Genomic DNA, 20,376 nt, shown 5'->3' with positions numbered 1-20,376 from the left:
AAAAATGGTTAGTTTAGATGACTTTCATCAAGATTTTATGCAGGATATCGTGAGTCAAGCTCAAAGTCGAGGTATAAGCAAACAAGAAGCATTTTTTGAGTCGGTCTGTGACTCTCTTGTTGACGAAGGAGAGCTATCACAAGACTACATGATTGCTGAATACAATAAAAGAGATATGGAGGTAAGTGGATATGACTTTGATGTAGAGCGTGGCAAGCTTAGCCTTCTAGTGCATTGTCTTTTTCAAAGCGATGATATACAAACTCTTATAAAAGCACAGATAGAATCAAAATTTAAAAAGCTGGAAAATTTTTTCTTAAGGAGTTGTGAAAAACTTTATGATACTATGGAAGAGGGTTTTGAGCATTACTCAATGGCCTATAATATATATTCGTATTTAATTAAAAATGAACTAAAAAAAATCCGCCTTATTATTATTACAAATGGAAAAATTACTAAAAATTTAGCAAGTATCCCAAATAAAGTACTATATGGTATTGATGCGGAGTATCGCATCATAGATATTGAGTTTTTATATAAAATTTATACTAAAAACAACTCAAAAAATAACTTTGACATTGAGGTTGATTTACCAGCGCTTGTAGTGGATACGCCGACGAAAGACTATAGATCTTATTTAAGCGTAATAGACGGCAAGACAATAGTTGAAATTTATGATGCATTTGGCTCCAGACTTTTAGAGCAAAACGTTAGAACTTTTTTGCAATTTCGTGGCAACGTAAATAAGGGATTGCGAAACACTATAGAATATAGACCGGAGATGTTTTTTGCATACAATAACGGCATAACTGCAACCGCTAATGATGTAGTTTTGCAAGATGGTAAAATCGTAAAAATATCAAATTTTCAGATTGTCAATGGAGGCCAGACTGTATCAGCCATATACGCCTCAAGTAAAAATGCAAAGCTAGATGTATCAAAAATTTATGTTCAGATGAAACTATCCGTAGTTGCTGACACTGAAAAACAAGATGAATTTGTTTCAAAGGTTAGCGAATATGCAAACACTCAAAACAAGATAAATCAATCGGATTTCTTTTCAAATAGCCCTTTTCATAAAGATTTTAAAGAATGCTCAAGAAGAAATTTGGCACCAGCTGTTGATGGAGCACAAGTGAGAACTCATTGGTTTTATGAGAGGGTAAGGGGTGAATATTTAAACGAGCAAGCATATTTAAGTGGCGCAGATAAAAAGAAATTTCAAATAGAAAACCCCAAGTCTCAACTTATAGATAAGACATTTTTAGCTAAAAGCGAGATTGCTTGGTTGCGGTCTCCCGATATTGTATCAAAAGGCGCACAATATAGCTTTATGGCTTTCGCAACATATATTACTCAAGTGTTAGAAAAAGATGAGCTTTGTATAACGAGTAACTATTTTAAAGAAGCGGTATCTAGAATTATAATGTTTAAACAAGTTGAAAAGCTTGTTTCTTACGCCACTTGGTATAATGGTGGTTATAGGGCACAATGCGTTGCCTATACCCTATCGTACTTATCGTATTATTTGGAAAAAAATAGATTATTTTTAAATTTCTCTAGGATATGGGATGAGCAAAAAATATCCAATAATTTAGAAAATATAATCTCTATAGTTGCCAGCAAAATTTATACTAGTATAACTAACCCACCAGAAGGTAATGCAAATATAGGCCAATGGTGCAAGAAAAAATTATGTTGGGATAATATAAAAAATATCGAATTAAACTTAGAATTCGACGATGAAAATCTAAGTAACGCAGAAGAAGAAAAATATATAAAAAAAGAAGCCAGGAAAGATAAGAAACTTGACGATGAAATAGAAGTTCAATCGTTTGTCGTCAAATTTAAAGATTGGGATAAGATTTTAAAATATTATGAAAAAGATGAAATAAGGCACCAAATACCTATGAAGCAAATGAATATTTTAGAAAAAGTTGTGAATGGATATATAGCTCTTCCATCCGTAAAGCAATCTAAGATTTTATACGAACTTTATGAAAATGCTAAAAAAGAAGGTTTTATAATTGCCTAAAAATAGGCACGAACTTTCTTACTCCGTGCCAAAGCCCTACCAGCCATTTATCGCAAACAAAATCGCTAAGTTTTTCTGCGCCAAGAGCTCGTCCGAGAGGTGGTCATATTCGTCCCCAAGCCCCATTTCTTGCGCCATAGACGGCGGCTCGTCATTCCAAGAGCCCATTGCACCGAATACATCGGCGATCCCCGCCGCGGCAAACGCCCTCAAGCTCGGCTGCGGCAGCGCTGCAAACGAAACGGCGTAATACTCGCTCGCGGCGACTTCGCCCCGCAGCGTCTTAAGCGCATTATCAAACGTCTGCGCGAAGTTTTCGCAGCCTATCTTGCTCGCAAAATCCCTGATCTGCACTAAAACATTCCCGAATTCTGCGCTATTATCGTGCGCGCTTAGCGCATCTCGCGGCATCCCGCGCCAAAGACGCTCGACGTATTTCACGCGCCAAGCCTTTTTTGTCGCGATCGTATTTCCAATCAGGCGTAAAAACGCCGTTAAAGTCCTCAAAGCGGCAAACGATGCCGTTTACGGTCATCCCCGAAAAGCCCAAAAGCGCTCTATTTTTTGCGAAAGTTGGAATACTAAGCCCCGCGTCCTTCAGACCGAGCTTTAAGCACTGCTCTATCCAACGCCGCCGTGCGGAGATCGGCTCGTCCTCGCGCCCTTTTTGCGCGACTTGCTCGGTAAAAAATTTATGCGCCTTTTGCAGAAACGACGAGCCCGTGCTTTCGTCTGCGCCTTTTTTTCTCGCCGCTTTTTCATTTGCCGCTTCTTTGCTGTTCGCGCGCTTTTGCTCCGCTACACCGCCGTTCTCGGCGGCTTTGTCCGTCGCACTGCTCTGCACTGCACCGTATGCATCTTTTTGCTCCTCATCCATTACTATTTTGGTGCCAAGCATCTTTCTGCACTGCACCGTATGCATCTTTTTGCTCCGCAGCTTTACTTGCGTCGTTTACGCCGTCCTGCGCTGCGCGGCTCGCGCCCTCTGTGGTGCGGAAATGCTCCTTTGCAAACTCAAAATTTAAATATTTTATATATTTTTGATCTTGCGACGGCCGCTCAGGATTGCCGCGCAGAGCTGATTTTAGCGCGACGCACAGCGCGCACGAGAGATATATTTCGCCGCTCATAGATATCCTTTAAATTTCGATCGCTCCCGTTCATGCGGCGGATTATTTATGCTCCGCGCCAAAAGCTAGCGGCGGCAAAATTTTAAAATTTTGCGCCTTAGCGACAAATTTAATCACAATAAAATTTGCGCGTGAAGTAAAAACAAATCTGCGCAAAGATAGAATTCTCAACCGCCGCTAACATAAAATTTTAAAAGTAGCCACCGCATTGAAAAAGGCGCCGTTATAAATTTATGGCAGCTCACACGGACACGGATAAAATTCCGAAGGCAAAATCTACGAGCGGCATGAGCAAGGCGATGCGTGTTAAATTTACGCGCACTTTAAAAATGGCAAACTACTTTAAAGAAATTCCAACTGCGCTCGCGCTATGAAATTTTAAAAGTGATGCCGCGCCTACGCTACCGCCAAATTTAAAATAAACCGATCGTACCGCAAAATTTTAAAAGCAAGCCGTTGCGTCCAAACTAGCTAAATTTAAAATTAAGCAATAGCGCCATTTGCGCTACGAATGCCGCCCGTCAGCAAGCTGCGCTCGCCAAGCCGCCGCTCGCAAGCTCTACGCCGCGAGCGCCCTACGCTACGACGTTTGGAAACTCATAGACCACGCGGCCGCTTTTGATCGTGCATACCGCAGCGCCCGTAAGCTGCTTGCCGAAAAGCGGCGAGTTGCGCGATTTGGACTTATTTAGCGCCTCGTCGTATACGTAGGAAATCTGCGGATCGATGATCGCGACGTCGGCCAAAAAGCCCTCTTTAATCTCGCCCTTGTCTTTTAAATTTAGAATTTTAGCCGGGTTAAACGAGCAGAGGCGCACCATGTCTTCAAGGCTGATGACGCCTTCGTTTACGAGCCGAAGCGTAAGCGGCACGAGGGTTTGAAGTCCTAAAATTCCAAACGGCGCGTGGTCGAATTCGACGAATTTATCGTCGGTGTTGTGCGGAGCGTGATCGGTCACGATAGCGTCGATTAGACCGCTTTTAAGCGCCTCTCTGATCGCCTGCACGTCGCTTTGAGTTCGCAGCGGCGGCGACATTTTAAAATTCGTATCGTATCCCATCAGCTCGCGCTCGTCGAAGGTGAAGTGGTGCGGCGTAGCCTCGCAGGTGACGCGGATACCCTCGCTCTTAGCCTGCTTTATGAGCTTGAGCGACCACGCCGAGCTTACGTGCGCGATGTGGATGTGGCCGCCCGTCTTTTTGGCAAGCAGCAGATCGCGCGCGATCATAATCTCCTCTTTTTCGCTCGCCATCCCCTTTAGACCGAGGATCGCGCTGACCTTACCCTCGTTCATCACGCCGCCGTGACAAAGCGAGCAATCCTCGCTGTGATTTATCACGAATGAGCCGAAGTGAGCGGAGTATTCGAGCGCCTGTCGCATCACAGAGCTGTCGGTCACGGGCAGTCCGTCGTCGCTGAAGGCCACGCAGCCGGCTTCCAGCATATCGCCCATCTCGACGATCTTTGCGCCCTTGCAGTCCTGCGAGATCGCGCCTATGGGCAGTAGATCGATAAGCCCGCGCTGTTTAGCCTTGGCGATCATCGCCCGAGTGATGCTGGAGTTGTCGTTCACGGGCTTGGTATTCGCCATCGGGAGGCAGGTCGTCACGCCGCCTGCGACCGCGGTTTCGCTGCCGCTGATGACGTCGTCTTTGTATTCGAGCCCCGGGTCTCTAAAATGCACGTGCATATCGATGAGTCCCGGCATCACGAGCTTGCCCGCAGCGTCTATGACGCAGTCTGCGGCGGGGCACTCGCGCGTGATCTTTGAAATTTTATCGCCCTCGATCAGGACGTTCGCTTCCTCGCTGCCGCCCCAATTAACGATCGTGCCGTTTTTTATCAAAATTTTCATCGTGCGCTCCTATTTAAATTTATCGTATGAAGTATCGCCATTCGCATCGCCTCGCCGTTTTCTACCTGATCTAAGACGCAGCTATAGCGCGGATCGTCGGCTACGTCGGAGTTGATCTCCACGCCGCGGTTGATCGGGCCCGGGTGCATTATCATGACGCCCTCTTTCGCCGCCTGCATCCTCTTAGCGGTAAGTCCGAAAAATTTCGAGTACTCGCGCACGCTCGGGAAGCTCGGCTCGCCGTCTTGCCGCTCGAGCTGAATTCTTAGCATAATGATGACGTCGGCGCCCTCGATCGCCTCCTCTACGCTTTTGCATATCGGGCAGCCGAACGCGTCGCAGTCGCGCAGCATCATCGGAGGGCCGAAGAGCCGCACGTTTATGCCGAGCTTTCGCATCGCCCAGATGTCGCTTCTAGCTACGCGCGAGCGAAATATATCGCCGATGATCGCGACGTTTAAATTCTCGATCCTGCCCTTATGCTCGCTTATCGTAAAAAGATCCAGTAGCGCCTGGCTTGGGTGCTCGTTCAACCCGTCGCCTGCATTTACGATCGATGCGTCGCAGTTGGCCGCGACAAATTTCGCCGCGCCCGAGCAGCTGTGGCGCAGCACGAAGATATCCGTGCGCATCGCCTGCATATTTCTGATGGTGTCGATCAGCGTCTCGCCCTTTTTTGTGCTGCTGTCCGCAGCGGTGAAATTTACGCTGTCCGCGCCCAGGCGCTTGGCTGCGATCTCAAAGCTCGTGCGGGTGCGGGTGGAGTTTTCAAAAAACGCGTTGATGACCGTCTTACCGCGAAGCGAGTCGGATTTTTTGATATCGCTACGGTTGAGCGCTTTAAACTCGCGCGCCAGATCGATGAAGTCGTAGATGTCCTCGCGGCTCAGATCCTGCGCGCTAAGAAGATGCTTTAGCTTATACATTCCCTCTCCTTTTTTGGGCCGAATTTCAGCCGTAATTGTATAAAAAAATCTCTGATAAAATTTTAAAATTTAAGAGCGGGGCTCAAATTTAGACGCGAAATTTTGCTTGAAATTTCATTTTTAGATCATACGAAGCGCGAGCGGAATTTTAGAGTAAAATTTAAAAATTTTGAGATTAAATTTGAGCTTTTTGAGCGAAAATTTTAAAAAATCAGCCACGCCACTTACATAAAATTTTAAAGCTTTACGCGCGGCGGGCGGCTAGAAAAACGAAGAATTTAAAGCTTATTTAAATACTTTATATAATTTTTTGCACTATTTTCTACGGCTTGCTCGCTTTTATCGTAAGTAAAGCCGTATGAGACGAAATTTGGTAGCGCAATCGCGCCGACGAAATTAAACGTAGCTTTAAATGGCGCTAGCACCTCATCCACGCTAAAGCCCACGATGCCATTTTTAGAGTAGTTTGCCTCAGTCGCGCCAAGCGAGATCGCAAGCGCGAATTTTTTGCCCTTAAGTTTGCCGCCATCCTCTCCGCCATAAGCCCAGCCGCGCGTAAAAACATCCTCAAACCACTGCTTAAGAAGCGGCGTGCAGTTTGAAAAACGAAACGGAAACTGAAGCACGATTTTATCGTGGCTTTCGAGCAGTTTTTGCTCCTTTTCCACATCGATTTTAAAATCCGCATAAAGCGCGTAAAGATCGTGAAGCTCGAACTTATCGGGATGGGCTAGCACAGCATCCCTCCAGTGGCGGTTTACGAGCGAGTTTGCGATATTTGGATGAGCCAAAATAATGAGAGTTTTCATTTCTATCCTTTAAATTTGAAATTGCGGGGCGCATTATAGCCCTACTTCGTAAAATTTTTCTCGTTTTATCACAAGCAGCCTTAAATTCTAAAGCTTTACTGGCCGCCACCCGCTTATCTTTACAGCAACTTCAAAGAGCGCGAGCTTTGAATTCCAAACTTCATTCACTACTCGCGCTTTATTTTAGAAATGCTCGCCCTGGGGGCACTCGTCGCGTTTTGCGGAGGTTTACTACTTCTTTGCAAATATTCATATTCCATTGCGGAGGCTCGCGCGAGTAAAATTTTAACGAAGCCGCCGCGCAGGAGAAATTTTAATAAAATTTAGCATCGCTTCTCTGCAAGCATTCGCCACAACAAACAAATTGAAGCAAAATTTAGCGCCGCTTAAATTCTAAAGCTTTGTCCGCCGCTCCCGTCATCGGGTTGCGGGTGCTCATCGCGCTCTTATGAGTGTCCGTCACGCTTTCGTGCAGGCTCGTTACGCTCCTGCGAAGACTTGCTGCTTCCTCGCAGGTGGCGATCGCAACGAAAAATTTGAGTAAAATTTAGCGTCGCTTAAATTCTAAAGCTTTGCCTGTCGGTCGTCTCTTCAAGCTCAGAATTATCATCGCGCTTCTGCGAACGCCCGCCGCGCGGCTCCTGCTGTGGCGCGACGCCAAAGCCCTCCAAGACCTTACCGATACTTTCGTTTGCGTCCTTGATGATGCCTTGCAGGCTTTCGCCCATTTTATCAAGATTTTTGCCCGCCTCGCGCGCCGCCGCCTCGCCTTGCTTTAGCAGATCCTTGGTCCTGTCCGCGTTGCGAGCGGCAAAATCGTTCAGCGCTTCGGGCGCCTTTTTCTGCAAATTTTGCAAGGCCTCGCCCAAAACTTTAGCATCGTTTGCAAGCTCGTCTATAGTGGAGTTCAGATCGGATTTTTGCTTGCTCTCAAAGCCCTGCGGCATGGAATTTTGTGTGGAGCTTTGAGCGGAATTTTGCCCCGAGCCATCCACGCTTTTATTAAAATTTTGCCCTTGATTACCCGCGCTAAAATTCTGCCCCGAGCGTGCGCTTTGCTCACGATTTTGCCCGTCCGATCCGCCATCGCAGCCGCTTAAAATACATATCGCGGCTAGCGCCAAAGTAAAATTTCGCGCCGCGCTTATAAAGCTAAAATTTCTAGCGCGACCCGCCGAGATAAAATTTAGTCCGTCCTGCGCCGAGATAAAATTTTGCCCGCTGCCGGCTAAAACAAAATTTCGCGGCCGTCCAAAGCCTTGCTCGCCGCTAGCTCTGATAAAATTCTGCGCCAAATCCCGTCCGCACCCTTTCAAAATTCGTCTTTTCAAAATCCGCTCCTTTAAATTTCATCTCTCGCAGGCGCGCTCGGAAGCCGCCCGAAAAACAGATCGCTTCTAAGCTTCAAAAGCAAGCAGATAGCGATATCGGCGCTTTGTTCGCGGATATAGTTTCGATCGCCTTTTAGATGAAATTCCCCGACGATCTGTTTGCCGCCCTGTTCCTTCGCACCGATAAAGACCGTTCCCACGGGCTTTTGCGCGCTTCCGCCGCCGGGGCCCGCGATACCGCTTACTGCAAGAGCGAAGCTCGCCCCGCTGCTTTGTAGCGCGCCCTCCAGCATCTCGCCCACGGTCTGCGCGCTGACCGCGCCGTAGCGAGCGAGCGTATTTTCGCCTACATTGAGCCAGAGATTTTTTATCTCGTTGGCGTAGCTTACGAGCGAGCCGTCAAAAACGTCGCTCACGCCCGCGACCGCACCGAATTTTGCGGCGATGAGTCCTGCGGTGCAGCTTTCGGCGAAGGTGATCTTAGCGCCTATCTCGCGCAGTCTATCAACCACAAAGCCCATAAAATCGCCGCCTTCGATGTAGCAGCTCTCATAATACTTGCCGACGCTTTGTAAAAACGCGTCCAGCGCTCCGAATTTCATCGCACTGGCGCGCACGAGCAGCAAAAAGGAGCAGGGCCTGCTGATCGTAAGCGAAATTTTATAACTGATCGCGAGGCTTTCTAGGCGCTGCTTTACGCTTTCGTATTCGCAATCGAATAGATAAAAGCTCTCGCCCGCGCTCGGCGCGTCTTGAAGGATCGGCGGCAGGCTTTGCAAGCAAAGCGCCTTGATCACGTTTACCGAGCAGCCTCTGACGTTTAGCAAGAAGCTGTTTTTCGCCACTGCGCGCGCCATCGAGGGCGCTAGGGTTTCTCCGTTTTTCAGCTCGAGCGAATCGAAAGAGAGCGTCGATAAAATTTTACCGACGACCGCGTAGGCGGAGTTTGCCGCAAAGATCGTGATAAAATCGTACGAATCGATCATCTTTTCAAGCGCGAAGAGCAAAACCTTATCGTTTTCGCTTAAGAATTTCAGATCGTCGATCCGCCCAAAAACTCGTTCGTAGCTGCGAGAAATATAACTCATCAAAGCCACGTCGTAGCGGATCTCCTCGCCGATTACAAGGATGATATTTTTCATAAAGACCCTCATTAAATTTTCGCACATTATAGCATAAACGCAGACTGCTCTTTCAGAGCTTTTTAATGGCGTTTTGGATAAACTTCACAAATTTTTTAAGACACGAAAAGGTACAAATATGGACTACAAAGATACTCTCTTTCTTCCTACGACAGACTTTGCGATGCGAGGCGCGTTGCCGCAAAACGAACCTGCGCGGTTTAAGGCATGGTATGACGAGCGTAAAATTTACGAAAAGATGAAAGCTAGGCGCAAGGGCGCAAGCGTCAGCTTCAATATCCACGACGGCCCGCCGTACGCTAACGGACACCTCCACATCGGCCATGCGCTGAATAAAATTTTAAAAGACATCATCACCAAAACCCATTATTTCTTCGGCGAGGATATCCGCTACGTGCCGGGCTGGGACTGCCACGGCCTACCGATCGAGCAGCAAGTAGAGATCAAGCTAGGCGAGCGGAAAAAATCGCTTTCAAAAGTGCAGATCCGCGAGCTTTGCAGACAGCACGCCAAAGAGTTCATCGACGTGCAGCGCAATGAATTTAAAGATATGGGGATTTTGGGCGACTGGAACGATCCGTATCTGACGCTAAAATTTGAGTTTGAAGCTGAAATTTACAAAGCGCTCTGCCAGATCGCGAAAAAAGGAATTCTAATCGAGCGAAGTAAGCCGGTGTTTTGGAGCTGGGCAGCAAAAAGCGCGCTCGCAGAAGCCGAGGTCGAATACAAAGACAAAGAGGACTATTCGATCTTCGTGGCGTTCGATCTAAGCAGTGAAGCGAACGCCAAAATCGGCGCAAAAGGCGCCAAAGCAGTCATCTGGACGACCACGCCTTGGACGCTGCCCGCAAACGGCGCGATATCTTTAAACCCGAATGAAATTTATGCGCTGACGAGCGAAAATTTAATCTTTGCAAAACCTTTGGTCGAAAGCCTCGTAAGCCTGGGCATCACGAAAGGCGAGATCGTAAAAGAATTTAAGGCTACCGAGCTTGAGGGCTTAAACGCGATCAATCCGCTAAACGATAGAGCTTCAAAGTTTATCCTCGGCGAGCACGTTTTAATGGACGGCGGCACCGGGCTCGTGCATACGGCTCCCGGGCACGGCGAGGACGATTATTTCGTAGGGCTTAAATACGGCATCGAGGTGATTATGCCCGTGGATGAGGGCGGCTGTTTCGACGAGACGCTTAAAACCAAAAAACTCTTCCGCGCAGACGTCGTAGATGAGCTCGTGGGGATGCATATTTTCAAAGCAAACGAGAAAATTTTAGAGCTTCTAGGCCCCGCACTTATCAAATCCGGCAAATTCGTCCACTCCTATCCGCACTGCTGGCGCACGCACAAGCCGGTGATCTACCGCGCGACGAAGCAGTGGTTTATCGCGATGGACGAGCCCAAGCTCAGCGGCAAGACGCTGCGCCAAGTAGCCCTTGAAGAGATCGGCAAGGTTAAATTTTACCCGCAAAGCGGCATCAACCGCCTAAGCTCGATGATAGAGAACCGCCCCGATTGGTGTATCTCGCGCCAAAGGGATTGGGGCGTGCCGATCGCGTTTTTCCGTGATAAAAGCACCAAAGAGCCGATCTTTGATGAAAAAATTTTAAATAATATCTACGAAATTTTTAAGGCTAAGGGCGCGGATGCTTGGTGGCAGATGGAAATTTCGGAGCTCTTGCCGCAGGACAGCGGCTATAAGCCTGAAAATTTAGAAAAGGTGATGGACATCTTAGACGTTTGGTTCGATAGCGGTTCTACGTGGAAGGCGGTGCTGCAAAGCGGCGCCTACGATGCGGGCAAATTCCCTGCGGATATGTATCTTGAGGGCAGCGACCAACACCGCGGCTGGTTTCAAAGCTCTCTGCTTCTAAGCTGCGCGATCAACGAATGCGCGCCGTACAAAAGCATCCTCACGCACGGATTTACCGTCGATGAGAAGGGCCAGAAGATGAGCAAATCCGTCGGAAACGTCGTCTATCCACAAGAGGTCGCAAAGAGCCACGGCGTGGAAATTTTGCGCCTTTGGGTCGCGATGAGCGATTATTCGACCGATCTGAAGATCAGCGACAATATCCTTAAACAGGTAAGCGAGCAGTACCGCAAGATCCGAAATACGATAAGATTTCTGCTCGCAAGCACCAGCGATCTGGGCGAGATCGAGACGAGTAATTTTACGCGGCTTGATCGCTGGATCCTAACGCGCGCGGCAAACGCCTTTGCGGGCGCGGAAGCGGCGTTTAGAAACTACGATTTTTCAAAGGGCTTCAACGCCTTACTAAATTTCTTAAGCGCCGATCTGAGCGGAATTTATCTTGATATCTGCAAAGATAGGCTCTACTGCGACGCACCCGACGAGCCGCGTCGCAGAAGCGCGCAAAGCGCAATCGCTCTGATTACGCGAGCGCTACTGCCTCTGATCGCGCCTACGCTAACCTACACGATCGACGAAGTGATGGAATTTGCGCCGCAAATCATTAAAGAGGGCAAAGAAGACGTTTTCGATCTGACATATAAGCCGATAGAATTTGACGATTTTCTAGAATTTGACGAAATTTTGATCAAATCAAGGGAGAAATTTTTCGAGCTCATCGACGCGCTGAAAAAAGACAAGATCATTAAATCGACGCTCGAGCTGGTTTTACAGACGAGTTCGAACGAAATTTTATCAAACGACATTCTAGGCGTAGCGGATTGGTTCATGGTAAGCGACGTGGACACTCTGCAAAGCGGGCCGGCTCTGGCGGAGTTTAAGATAAACGACGAAATTTTCCGCCTCGTAAAATCATCGAAGCACAAATGCCCGAGATGCTGGAAATTTAACGCAAAAGAGCCTGATGAGCTCTGCCCGCGCTGCGCGAAGGTCATGCATGCTCGCTAGCCCCATAAGTCTCGGCTTCGTATTTTTTACGATCGCGCTGATCTGCGTAGCAACGGGCGTGGGGATCTATTTCGTGAATAAATTTAAGGATGGCAGATGATAAGTTTGAAAGAGGCTCTGAAGCTGAGCGCGGATGAAATTTCGGCGCTTAGAGCGGAGCTAAAGGATAAAATTTTAAAAACCAAAGAGCTCGGCGCCTACGTCGAGCAGCTCACGGGCGAGGCTTTAAACATCAGCGGCGAGGGCGTGCCGATCGCAATCAAAGATAACATTCAGGTAAAAGATTGGAGCGTCACCTCGGCGAGTAAAATTTTGCAAGGCTACGTAGCGCCATACGATGCGACGGTGATCAAAAAGCTACGGAAGCGCGGCCTAGCGCCGTTTGGGCGGACGAATATGGATGAGTTTGCGATGGGAAGCACGACTGAGAGCTCATTCTACGGCAAAACTCTCAATCCGACCGATCACTCGCGCGTACCTGGCGGCAGTAGCGGCGGAAGCGCGGCTGCCGTAGCGGCAAATATCGCTGTAGCCGCACTCGGAAGCGATACGGGCGGCTCTATCCGCCAGCCGGCGGCATTTTGCGGCTGCGTAGGCTTTAAGCCGAGCTACGGCAGGGTCAGCCGCTACGGGCTCGCGGCGTATTCGAGTAGCCTCGATCAGATAGGACCGATCACGCGCAGCGTCGAGGACGCGGCGATTTTATACGACATCATCGCAGGCCGCGACGAGATGGACAGCACGAGCTACGCGGGCGCTTACGAAAGTACCGCGGATAAGCTAAACGCGGATCGCAAGCTTAAGATCGCCGTTATAAAAAATTATATCGACGAGGCCTCGCAGCAGGTCAAAGAGGCTTTAAATTTAACTATAGAAAAGCTAAAATCATTCGGGCACGAGATCGTTTACCGCGATCTTTGTAGCTCCAAATACGACATCGCGACCTACTACATCATCGCAACCGCCGAGGCTAGCGCAAATTTAAGTCGCTACGACGGCGTGCGCTACGGAAACCGCGCGAAAGCTCTAAATTTAAAAGAGCTCTACGCCAACACTCGCGGCGAAGGCTTCGGCGACGAGGTCAAGCGCCGCATGCTTCTAGGCACCTTCGTGCTAAGCAGCGGCTACTACGACGCGTATTACATCAAGGCACAGAAGGCAAGGGCCTTCATCAAAAGTGAATATGAGGAAATTTTAAAAGACGCTGATTTGATCTTTATGCCGATCGCGCCGGGAGTGGCGTATAAATTCGGCGAGCTTAGTGATCCGCTTCGCGCGTATCTTAGCGACATCTACACCATCGGCGTAAATTTAGCGGGGCTTCCCGCGATCTCCGTGCCGGTAGCGAAAAACAAAGAGGCTCTTAATATCAGCGCGCAGCTCATCGGGCGCGCCTACGACGAACAAACGGTGCTGGACGGCGGCTTGAGTTTAGAAAAAATCGTGAAAGGATAAGTATGAAGATCGTCAAAAAGGCTCTGACCTTCGAGGATGTTTTGTTGGTACCGCAATACTCTGAAATTTTACCCAAAGAGGTCGATATCAGCACGAGTTTTACGAAAAATATCACGCTAAATACCCCTCTTGTGAGTGCTGCGATGGATACAGTCACCGAGTACCGCACCGCGATAATGATGGCACGCCTCGGCGGCATCGGCGTGATCCATAAAAATATGGACGAGGACTCGCAAGCCAAGATGGTTCGCCGCGTAAAAAAGAGCGAAAGCGGCGTCATCATCGATCCTATCTCGATCAAGGCGGACGCCACGATCAAAGACGCTCTCGATCTGATGAGCGAGTACCATATTAGCGGCATTCCCGTCATCGACGACAACAGCGTGCTGATTGGGATTTTGACCAATCGCGATCTGCGCTTTGAAACCGACACCGCCGCGCTTGTGGGCGAAAAGATGACCAAAGCTCCGCTAATTACCGCCCCAAAAGGTTGCACGCTTGATGATGCGGAGAAAATTTTTAGAAACAATAAGGTAGAAAAGCTTCCGATAATCGACGCAAACGGCCACTTAGAGGGGCTTATTACGATTAAAGACCTCAAAAAGCGCATCGAATATCCAAGCGCCAATAAAGACAAATTCGGCCGCCTTCGCGTCGCCGCGGCGATTAGCGTAGGCCATCTGCAAAGAGCCGAAGCTCTCGTCAAGGCGGGCGTAGATGCGCTTGTGATGGACTCCGCGCACGGACACTCCAAAGGTATTATCGACACGCTGAAGGAGCTGAAGCGAAATTTTGACGTGGACGTAGTGGTCGGAAACGTCGCAAACCCCGCCAGCATAAAAGATATCGCAAACGCAGGAGCAGACGCGATTAAAGTAGGCATCGGCCCGGGTTCGATCTGCACTACGCGCATCGTAGCGGGCGTGGGCGTGCCGCAATTTACCGCGATTAACGATTGCGCGATCGAGGCGGCTAAATTTGGAATTCCGATCATCGCAGACGGCGGCATCAAATACTCGGGCGACATCGCCAAAGCCCTAGCCGCGGGCGCAAGCTCGGTGATGATGGGAAGCCTGCTTGCGGGCTGCTACGAAACTCCGGGCGAGCTCATTACGTTTCAGGGCCGCCAGTACAAAACCTACCGCGGTATGGGCTCTTTGGCGGCGATGCAGAAGGGAAGCTCGGATCGCTACTTTCAAGACGGCACCGCAAAAGAAAAGCTCGTACCCGAGGGGGTCGAGGGGCGCGTGCCTTACGCGGGCATGCTAAAAGACGTGATCTTTCAGCTGCTAGGCGGCTTGCGAAGCTCGATGGGATACTGCGGCAGCAAGGATATCGCTACCTTTCAGCAAAAGGCGGAATTCGTCGAGATCACGAGCGCAGGTCTTAAAGAAAGCCACGTCCACGACGTCATCATCACGCAGGAAGCGCCGAATTACCGAGTAAATCAGTGATCCTTCAAAGCAAAATTCAAAATTTCGACGAGCCGCTTTATCTGGAGAGCGGTCGCGTCTTTTCTAACTTCAAGCTCGCCTATGAAACCTACGGCGAGCTAAATCCGGACAAATCCAACGTTATCGTCATCTGCCACGCCTTAACGGGTTCCGCGCACGCCGCAGGACTTTACGAGGGCGACGTTAAACCCGGCTGGTGGGACGGGCTCATCGGCGATCATAAAGCGGTCGATACGACGAAATTTTTCGTCATCTGCATAAATATCCTGGCTTCGCCTTTCGGCTCCACCTGCCCGCTCGACGTCGATGAAAGCAGCGGCCGCGAGTACCGCTTGCGCTTTCCGGTAGTGGTCGTTTCAGACGTCGTGCGCGCGCAGATGATGCTTTTAAAGCGCCTCGGTATCGCCCGCGCCCGCGCCGTTATCGGCGGCAGTCTGGGCGGCATGCAGGCGCTGTGCTATGCGATCGAATATCCGGAATTTGCGGATGAAATTTTCGTACTCGCAAGCACCTACGCCACGCAGCCTTGGGCGATCGCGTTTAATAAGATCGCGACCGAGGCCATCTTGCGCGATCCAAATTTTAAAAACGGCAACTACGATAAAAATCTGATCGCCGAGCGCGGGCTTGACGGCATGGCGGTGGGGCGCATGGCGGGGCATATAAGTTTTTTAAGCCCAAGCTCGATGCAGGATAAATTCGGGCGCAACTACGTTGAAACTGACGGTCTTTACGAGATTAACGGACGCTTTCAGGTGGATCGCTACCTTGAATACAACGGCGAAAATTTCGCGCGCAGGTTCGATCCGCTGTGCTATCTCTACATCGCTAAGATGATGAATATATTTGATTGCACGCGCCACTACGGTAATCTCAAAAACGCCTGCGCGCAGATCAGATCGCGCCTACACCTCATCTCTTTCAAAGGCGACGTGCTCTTTCCGCCGGGGCTAATGAAAGAAATTTACGATGCGATGAGCGATCTAGGGAAAAAGGATCGCACGAGCTACGCGCAGATCGACAGCGACTACGGACACGACGCGTTCTTGGTCGAGATAGAAAAATTTGATTACATCATAAAAAGGATTTTGGATGAGTTTTGAGGAAAAAATGGAAAAAATTAACGCGCTTTTAAAAAGCCTCAACGACAAAGATCTGAGCCTAGAGGAGAGCGTGAAGCTGTATAAACAGGGCGTCGCGCTGCTAAAGGAGGCGAAGGAAATTTTAGAAAACGCCAAACTCGAGGTCGCCGAAATAAACGCGCCCGAGCAGGCTTAGGAGGCGGCGATGATAAACGTATGCGTTTTGCAACTACCGACGCTTTCGATGAGCGAAAATCGGATCGATTACTATATGAAGGTCGCCAAGGATAACGGCGCGCGGATCGTGTTGCTGGGCGAATATGAGCTAAATTCCTTCTTTAGCGAGCTTAAAAAGATGCCCCGCTCTATCGCGTGCGAACAGAGCGAGCATAAGCAGGAGCTGATGGCGCGGCTGGCTACCAAATACGACCTGCATATCGTAGCGCCGATAATCAGAGCCGCTAGCGGCGCGATTTTGAGGCAAGCGGGCATCTTCGGCGGCGCGGCTCAAAAGAGCGTGCACGGCAGCGAAAATTCTTTAAGCCTTAAAAGCAAGCCCGGTTGCAAGGGCGAGCTAAATTCTAAGAGCGCTTTAAATTCCAACGATGGTTCAAATTCTAAAGGCGCTTTAAATTCCGCAAGCGAGCAGAGTTCCAAAGGCGGCTTAAGCTCCTGCGGCGCAAAATCTTTAAATTTCAAAGCCGCAAATTCCGCAGACGGTTTAAATTCAAGCGCTTCAATCCCGAGTAATTCGAATGCTTCAAATTTAAAATCCGAAAGCCAAAAAGATGCGAGTGAAGAAGAGATCTTTTGCGCGAGCGAAAACGAGCCCATCTGGGTGAAATCCTGCGCGAAATTTTCGCCCTCGGAGGTGAAATTTTACGATCAAAATATACTGATGGATTATCCGCACTGGGACGAGGAGGGTTTTTTCGCCAACCGTAAAAGCCGCAAAATCGGTAAAATTTCGCCGATGATCTTTAGCGAGGGCGGCGTAAAATTCGGCGTCTGCTTCGGCTATGAGGCACATTTTGACGTATTTTGGCGCTATTTTATGCAGAAAAACATCGGTTGCGTGCTCGTGCCGTGCGCCTCGACCTTCGAAAGTGGCGGGCGCTGGCGCGAGCTTTTGAAGATGCGCGCGTTTACGAACTCGCTCTACGTCATCCGCGCCAACCGCATCGGCGAGGCGAAATTCGGCGAGAGCGAATTTAAATTTTACGGCGAGAGCTTCGTCGTAACCCCCGGCGGTGAGATCGCAAACGAGCTGAAAAACGAAGAGGGCGTGCTGATGTGCGAAGTGGACGCAGACGAGATCGCTGTGGCGCGCGGGCTGTGGAAATTCCGCAAAAATCTAGTCGGCAGGGGGCTTTTATGAACTATTTTCACAGACAGATCCAGCTTTGGGGCGAGCAGACGCAGCGCGCGCTTGCGGATAAGCGCATCTTAATCATCGGCGCGGGCGGGCTTGGAAGCAGCCTTTCTTACGCTCTGGGCGCAAGCGGTATCGGGCGGATCAGCGTCGTGGATTTCGACACAGTGGCGCTTCACAACATCCACAGGCAAATTTTATTTACGCTCGAAGACGAGAGCAAATTTAAAGCGGACGTTTTTAAAAGCCGCACGGAGGCTCGCTACGACGGCGTGAGCGTCGAGGTGCATAGGAGCCACGCAGAGGAATTTTTTGCTAGCGCGATAGGCGCGGGCGAGAAATTTGATCTGATTTTGGACGCTACCGATAATCTCGCCACGCGCGCGCAGATCGATGCCTTTGCCAAGCAAATAGGTGTGCCGTGGGTGTTTGCGTCGGTGGATAGCTGGCAGTGCCAAGTCTGCTTCGTGCAGAATGCGGATTTTAAATTTTTCCCGAGCCTAAACGCGACGCCTGCGGGCATAACGGCTGCGATCGTGATGTTTGCGGCGAGCTTTGAGGCGAACCTCGCTCTGCGCTACCTAGCGGGGCTTGAGGTCGAAAAAGACCTGCTTTACTACGCGAACTTTTTTGGCGGCGAGCTGGAAGTTAGGAAGATAAAATTGTAGTTTTGGCTCGGGCTAGTTTAAATTTAAGCCCGAGCTTGCGGGTTGACTTTATATCAAAAAGCTAACTTTGAGTATGTTGATTTAACTCTTGCTCCGTCATTTTATTCTCCTTAATATTTAGTTTTGATGACATTCTTTTCTTGCATTTTTTATCTCATCGGATGAGATATCGTCTATATATTTATCTAGCTTTTTTAAATTATCTTTATACGGCTGATCAAGCTTACGACCATTTTTATCTATAGTATACATATGGATGGATACCGCTTCCATTTCATTTAGCTCGCTTGCAAATTTCGTATATTCATAAACATCTTTAAATGTAGAATTTCTATCTTTGCAATATTTGCGATATACCGTCGTTATAAGCGAAATTTCACTTTTAGGTATATAATAAGTTGCATCGTAGTTTATTTCAGAATAACTACATAAATTATATATATAGCGTCTGTGGCAATCATCATATTTTCGTTTTAGAAATTCCGGACTCGGTTGTCCGCCTACGTTATACTGCATAAGCAGCTTTAAAATCGGTTCGTAATTTGGAGTGCCCGGAAATGTATCATATAATGAAAAATCATATTCGGTAATATCAAATCCATCCGTCGGTTCCGCTTTATCATTTAATATTCCCTCAGGCACGACCTTCTTGATATCGTTTCCGTACCTTAGACCCACCGTAGAGTTTTGAAATTTCCAAATATATGGCTTGTAGCCGCTTTCTAATGCCATCTTTGCTATCTCATACATATTCGTATTCGTAAGATATGAAAAGAAATAATTCGGCTCTCCTATACTAATCATAGGGTAGTCGGTCTCATAAATCAACGTAAAATTTCCATCGTCACTTATTTGTAGGGATTTTATATGGTTATAATTCGGCGGAAGCAGCCTATTTCTAACGACCTCCGCCTCTTCAAATTTAACCCCGTTGTCTAAAAGCAGTCTTACCGTTTTAGTAGCATTATTTTCTATCGCATAAGCCATAGCGGATAGTTTGTATTCGTCTTTTTTATGTATATCCGCACCTAGCTTTATAAGCTCTTGAGTGGTATTTGTATCATTCCAAAAGCTAGAATACATCACTGGCGTTACCCCTCCGTGCATAGTATGCTCGACGGTTAGATTGTTATCTTTCATAAATTTTAAAATTTCATCAGTTTGCTTGCTTTTTAAAAGCCTTTTTAGCTCTACGTCTATGGCGGGTTCTTTAAATACGTTTTTCGGGTTTGAATTATAATCTATATCCCAATGTCTAAATGCAAAACTTTGCATCTCCGCTTCGCTTACATACTTATCAAGTCCCGCTTCTTTAGTAGTATCGGAGCCTATCGTAATAGTGTAGTGAGATTGAGATTTATGAAGTCCTACTCTTCCGCTTACGAATAGATACAAAATAAGGCAAGCAAAAACTGCAATGAATTGCAATATGGCTTTTAGATATTTCAAAATTTCCCCTTAGAATTAATTAGGAGGATTATATCTTAAATCAAATTAAATCGAAATTTTACATGGCGGGCGGGTAAAATTTATATAAATTTAGCCCGCAAGCCTTGAAATTTGAGCAAATTTAGAAGATAAATGCGTATTTAAAATTTTAATAGCTCTATCCCAAATCGCTCAGCAGATCCGCCAAGCTCACGCTGGATAGAGATTTTTTAAAATCATTCTGAATGCGAGCAAAGCGCGGCGCGAGTACCGCCTCGATCTTGCCGCCCACGGGGCAGGCGCTAGGCGAGCCTTTGTGCAGGCGAAACATCGCGTCCTCCTCGCTCACCGCCTCGTAAATGTCTAAAAGCGTGATGAGCCGCGCGTCGCGAGCCAGCGTGATGCCGCCCACGCCCGCGGTCGTGAGCACCAAGGCTGCATTTTTTAGCTGCGAGATCAGCTTGCGCGCGATGGCGGGGTTTATCCCCGAGCTTGCGGCGACGAAATCGCCCGTGACCTTCTCCTCGCGAAAATACGCGACGCAAAGCATGATGTGAACCGCGAGTGAAAATTTTATACCTACTTGCATTTCGCTCCTTGATTTGGATCTGAGTTTTAGAATTTAAGCGAAATTTTCCTTAAACTCGACCGCTAAATTTCAGATCGCGCTAAAATTTAATCCGCTAGGCGATTTTCTTAAAATTCTGATCTTAAATTTAATCGTGTCTAAATTTTACTCGCTAAATGATTTCCTAAAATTCGGATATTAAATTTTAATCGTTCCGAAATTTTATCCGCTAGTCGATTTTT

At 48.2% G+C, this 20,376-nt stretch carries 19 protein-coding genes; 9 read left to right on the top strand and 10 right to left on the bottom strand.

What is annotated here, in order from left to right:
* Positions 1 to 4: 4 nt before the first annotated feature.
* Positions 5 to 2,035 (top strand): AIPR family protein, encoded by a 2,031-nt coding sequence (locus tag Q0144_RS01450; RefSeq protein WP_298061106.1) that lies wholly within the window; start codon positions 5 to 7, stop codon positions 2,033 to 2,035.
* 36 nt (positions 2,036 to 2,071) lie between these two features.
* On the opposite strand, the gene Q0144_RS01445 is transcribed toward Q0144_RS01450, so the two are convergent.
* Genes Q0144_RS01445 through Q0144_RS01435 form a run of 3 tightly spaced genes read right to left on the bottom strand, consistent with a single transcriptional unit; the run spans position 2,072 to position 3,165 of the window.
* Positions 2,072 to 2,476 (bottom strand): hypothetical protein, encoded by a 405-nt coding sequence (locus Q0144_RS01445; RefSeq protein WP_298061105.1) that lies wholly within the window; start codon positions 2,474 to 2,476, stop codon positions 2,072 to 2,074.
* Positions 2,415 to 2,933: a hypothetical protein gene (locus Q0144_RS01440; protein WP_298061104.1), complete on the bottom strand. Its 519-nt coding sequence runs from the start codon at positions 2,931 to 2,933 to the stop codon at positions 2,415 to 2,417. The genes Q0144_RS01445 and Q0144_RS01440 overlap by 62 nt, the downstream gene beginning before the upstream one ends.
* Positions 2,905 to 3,165 carry a hypothetical protein gene (locus tag Q0144_RS01435; protein ID WP_298061103.1) on the bottom strand — a complete coding sequence of 87 codons (261 nt, stop codon included), beginning with the start codon at positions 3,163 to 3,165 and terminating at the stop codon, positions 2,905 to 2,907. The genes Q0144_RS01440 and Q0144_RS01435 overlap by 29 nt, the downstream gene beginning before the upstream one ends.
* Positions 3,166 to 3,398: 233 nt before the next feature.
* On the opposite strand from Q0144_RS01435, the gene Q0144_RS01430 reads away from it, so the two are divergent.
* Positions 3,399 to 3,539, top strand: coding sequence for a hypothetical protein (locus tag Q0144_RS01430; RefSeq protein ID WP_298061101.1), 141 nt, complete (start codon positions 3,399 to 3,401; stop codon positions 3,537 to 3,539).
* 201 nt (positions 3,540 to 3,740) lie between these two features.
* Here the strand turns inward: Q0144_RS01430 and Q0144_RS01425 are convergent, their stop codons facing one another.
* The 5 genes from Q0144_RS01425 to Q0144_RS01405 form a co-directional block, all read right to left on the bottom strand.
* Entirely contained in the window at positions 3,741 to 5,021 is a 1,281-nt protein-coding gene (locus Q0144_RS01425; protein WP_298061100.1) for a dihydroorotase, read from the bottom strand.
* Entirely contained in the window at positions 5,018 to 5,947 is a 930-nt protein-coding gene (locus Q0144_RS01420) for an aspartate carbamoyltransferase catalytic subunit (protein WP_298061098.1), read from the bottom strand. The genes Q0144_RS01425 and Q0144_RS01420 overlap by 4 nt, the downstream gene beginning before the upstream one ends.
* A 278-nt stretch (positions 5,948 to 6,225) precedes the next feature.
* Entirely contained in the window at positions 6,226 to 6,756 is a 531-nt protein-coding gene (locus Q0144_RS01415; RefSeq protein ID WP_005872351.1) for an NAD(P)H-dependent oxidoreductase, read from the bottom strand.
* Between the two features lie 557 nt (positions 6,757 to 7,313).
* The gene (locus Q0144_RS01410; protein WP_298061096.1) at positions 7,314 to 8,087 is read right to left on the bottom strand and encodes a hypothetical protein; all 774 of its coding nucleotides are present in this window, start codon (positions 8,085 to 8,087) and stop codon (positions 7,314 to 7,316) included.
* A gap of 11 nt (positions 8,088 to 8,098) precedes the next feature.
* Positions 8,099 to 9,229 carry a CinA family protein gene (locus Q0144_RS01405; RefSeq protein ID WP_298061095.1) on the bottom strand — a complete coding sequence of 377 codons (1,131 nt, stop codon included), beginning with the start codon at positions 9,227 to 9,229 and terminating at the stop codon, positions 8,099 to 8,101.
* A 118-nt stretch (positions 9,230 to 9,347) separates the two neighbouring features.
* On the opposite strand from Q0144_RS01405, the gene ileS reads away from it, so the two are divergent.
* From ileS to Q0144_RS01370, 7 genes are all read left to right on the top strand, one after another.
* A complete protein-coding gene (ileS, locus tag Q0144_RS01400) occupies positions 9,348 to 12,107 on the top strand; it encodes an isoleucine--tRNA ligase (RefSeq protein ID WP_298061094.1) in 2,760 nt (919 codons plus the stop codon).
* Between the two features lie 96 nt (positions 12,108 to 12,203).
* Entirely contained in the window at positions 12,204 to 13,562 is a 1,359-nt protein-coding gene (gene gatA, locus Q0144_RS01395; protein WP_297945912.1) for an Asp-tRNA(Asn)/Glu-tRNA(Gln) amidotransferase subunit GatA, read from the top strand.
* Between the two features lie 2 nt (positions 13,563 to 13,564).
* Entirely contained in the window at positions 13,565 to 15,016 is a 1,452-nt protein-coding gene (gene guaB, locus Q0144_RS01390; RefSeq protein WP_297945915.1) for an IMP dehydrogenase, read from the top strand.
* Entirely contained in the window at positions 15,013 to 16,119 is a 1,107-nt protein-coding gene (locus tag Q0144_RS01385; protein ID WP_298061093.1) for a homoserine O-acetyltransferase, read from the top strand. The genes guaB and Q0144_RS01385 overlap by 4 nt, the downstream gene beginning before the upstream one ends.
* A complete protein-coding gene (gene xseB, locus Q0144_RS01380; protein ID WP_005872361.1) occupies positions 16,109 to 16,294 on the top strand; it encodes an exodeoxyribonuclease VII small subunit in 186 nt (61 codons plus the stop codon). The genes Q0144_RS01385 and xseB overlap by 11 nt, the downstream gene beginning before the upstream one ends.
* 9 nt (positions 16,295 to 16,303) lie before the next feature.
* Positions 16,304 to 17,476: a carbon-nitrogen hydrolase family protein gene (locus Q0144_RS01375; RefSeq protein WP_298061091.1), complete on the top strand. Its 1,173-nt coding sequence runs from the start codon at positions 16,304 to 16,306 to the stop codon at positions 17,474 to 17,476.
* On the top strand, positions 17,473 to 18,138 hold the full coding sequence (locus Q0144_RS01370) for a ThiF family adenylyltransferase (RefSeq protein ID WP_298061089.1): 666 nt from the start codon (positions 17,473 to 17,475) through the stop codon (positions 18,136 to 18,138). Before Q0144_RS01375 ends, Q0144_RS01370 begins: the two co-directional genes overlap by 4 nt.
* A 117-nt stretch (positions 18,139 to 18,255) precedes the next feature.
* On the opposite strand, the gene Q0144_RS01365 is transcribed toward Q0144_RS01370, so the two are convergent.
* On the bottom strand, positions 18,256 to 19,587 hold the full coding sequence (locus Q0144_RS01365; RefSeq protein ID WP_298061087.1) for an ankyrin repeat domain-containing protein: 1,332 nt from the start codon (positions 19,585 to 19,587) through the stop codon (positions 18,256 to 18,258).
* 157 nt (positions 19,588 to 19,744) lie between these two features.
* Complete coding sequence (locus Q0144_RS01360; RefSeq protein WP_005872369.1) at positions 19,745 to 20,155, bottom strand: Rrf2 family transcriptional regulator; 411 nt, start codon at positions 20,153 to 20,155, stop codon at positions 19,745 to 19,747.
* Between the last annotated feature and the right edge of the window lie 221 nt (positions 20,156 to 20,376).

This window comes from uncultured Campylobacter sp. (assembly GCF_938045345.1).
Classification (GTDB): domain Bacteria; phylum Campylobacterota; class Campylobacteria; order Campylobacterales; family Campylobacteraceae; genus Campylobacter_B.
Note: the sequence above shows the minus strand (reverse complement) of the source record. Positions and strands in the feature narration are given on the sequence as shown.

Bases quoted from the DNA above. Each gene is read 5' to 3' on its own strand.
- Q0144_RS01450 (WP_298061106.1), top strand. From the start codon at position 5: ATGGTTAGTTTAGATGACTTTCATCAAGATTTTATGCAGGATATCGTG.
- Q0144_RS01440 (WP_298061104.1), bottom strand. From the start codon at position 2,933: ATGCTTGGCACCAAAATAGTAATGGATGAGGAGCAAAAAGATGCATAC.
- Q0144_RS01435 (WP_298061103.1), bottom strand. From the start codon at position 3,165: ATGAGCGGCGAAATATATCTCTCGTGCGCGCTGTGCGTCGCGCTAAAA.
- Q0144_RS01430 (WP_298061101.1), top strand. From the start codon at position 3,399: ATGGCAGCTCACACGGACACGGATAAAATTCCGAAGGCAAAATCTACG.
- Q0144_RS01425 (WP_298061100.1), bottom strand. From the start codon at position 5,021: ATGAAAATTTTGATAAAAAACGGCACGATCGTTAATTGGGGCGGCAGC.
- Q0144_RS01420 (WP_298061098.1), bottom strand. From the start codon at position 5,947: ATGTATAAGCTAAAGCATCTTCTTAGCGCGCAGGATCTGAGCCGCGAG.
- Q0144_RS01415 (WP_005872351.1), bottom strand. From the start codon at position 6,756: ATGAAAACTCTCATTATTTTGGCTCATCCAAATATCGCAAACTCGCTC.
- Q0144_RS01405 (WP_298061095.1), bottom strand. From the start codon at position 9,229: ATGAAAAATATCATCCTTGTAATCGGCGAGGAGATCCGCTACGACGTG.
- ileS (WP_298061094.1), top strand. From the start codon at position 9,348: ATGGACTACAAAGATACTCTCTTTCTTCCTACGACAGACTTTGCGATG.
- gatA (WP_297945912.1), top strand. From the start codon at position 12,204: ATGATAAGTTTGAAAGAGGCTCTGAAGCTGAGCGCGGATGAAATTTCG.
- guaB (WP_297945915.1), top strand. From the start codon at position 13,565: ATGAAGATCGTCAAAAAGGCTCTGACCTTCGAGGATGTTTTGTTGGTA.
- xseB (WP_005872361.1), top strand. From the start codon at position 16,109: ATGAGTTTTGAGGAAAAAATGGAAAAAATTAACGCGCTTTTAAAAAGC.
- Q0144_RS01375 (WP_298061091.1), top strand. From the start codon at position 16,304: ATGATAAACGTATGCGTTTTGCAACTACCGACGCTTTCGATGAGCGAA.
- Q0144_RS01370 (WP_298061089.1), top strand. From the start codon at position 17,473: ATGAACTATTTTCACAGACAGATCCAGCTTTGGGGCGAGCAGACGCAG.
- Q0144_RS01360 (WP_005872369.1), bottom strand. From the start codon at position 20,155: ATGCAAGTAGGTATAAAATTTTCACTCGCGGTTCACATCATGCTTTGC.